The sequence below is a fragment of the Primorskyibacter aestuariivivens genome (genome assembly GCF_028023675.1).
GTDB lineage: Bacteria > Pseudomonadota > Alphaproteobacteria > Rhodobacterales > Rhodobacteraceae > Marinovum > Marinovum aestuariivivens.
Window position 1 is genome coordinate 1 of sequence record NZ_JAQIOZ010000044.1, and the last position, 885, is coordinate 885.

Sequence of the window (885 nt, forward strand, 5' to 3'; positions counted from 1 at the left end):
CCTGCGGGCGAAGTTGTAGGCTGCCATGAAGTCGGCAAGGTGTGTTCTCAACTGGTCGTGGTTTTCGTAGTGGAAGCGTTTGACGGTCGCCTCCTTGATGGTGCGGTTCATTCGTTCGACCTGGCCATTGGTCCACGGATGGTTTGGCTTGGTCAGTCGGTGCTCGATCTCATTTGCCTCACAGATCATGTCGAACCGCATCTGCCGTGAATATGCTGTGTTCCGGTTGCGGGGCTGCTCGGCGAACTGGATGCCGTTGTCAGTGAGGATCGTGTGGATGCGATAGGGGACGGCCTTGAGCAGGTGTTCGAGGAACTCCCATGCGGTCTTACGATCTGCCTTGTCCCCGAGTTGGGTGACTGCGAATTTGCTGGTCCGGTCAATACCCACGAAGAGGTAGAGCTTGCCCTCCGCCGTCTGAACCTCAGCGATGTCGATATGAAAGAAGCCGATAGGGTATCGCTTGAACCGCTGCCGCTTTGGCTTGTCACCCTCGACGTCCGGCAGGCGCGAGATGCCATTCCGTTGCAGGCATCGATGTAGCGCCGAGCGTGTCAGGTGCGGAAGCGACGGCCGAAGCGCATAGAGGCAATCATCCAACGGCAGTAGCGTATGACGCCGGAATGCGACAACCATGGCCTCCTCCGCTTCGGTGAGAACGGTCGAACGCGGCTCCCTCGGCCCAGTCTTCAAGTCCTCCACCGTCGCCCGCTTGCGCCACTTCGCGACGGTCTTGGGATTGATGCCCAGCTCCTTGCTCAGCTGCGCGAGCGAAGCTTGCGATCGCTGTATTGCAGCTCTGACGGCGTACGTGGTCGTGGCGCTCCCGTGACGAACTTGTCCCATAATGCTTCCTTCAATTCCTGAGAAAAAATCACACCATCA

General features: G+C 58.4%; 1 protein-coding gene. It reads right to left on the minus strand.

Going from position 1 to position 885, the window contains the following annotated elements:
- On the minus strand, positions 1 to 846 hold an 846-nt coding region (locus PGB28_RS21295), incomplete at its 3' end, for an IS481 family transposase (protein ID WP_271423514.1).
- Positions 847 to 885 lie beyond the last annotated feature (39 nt).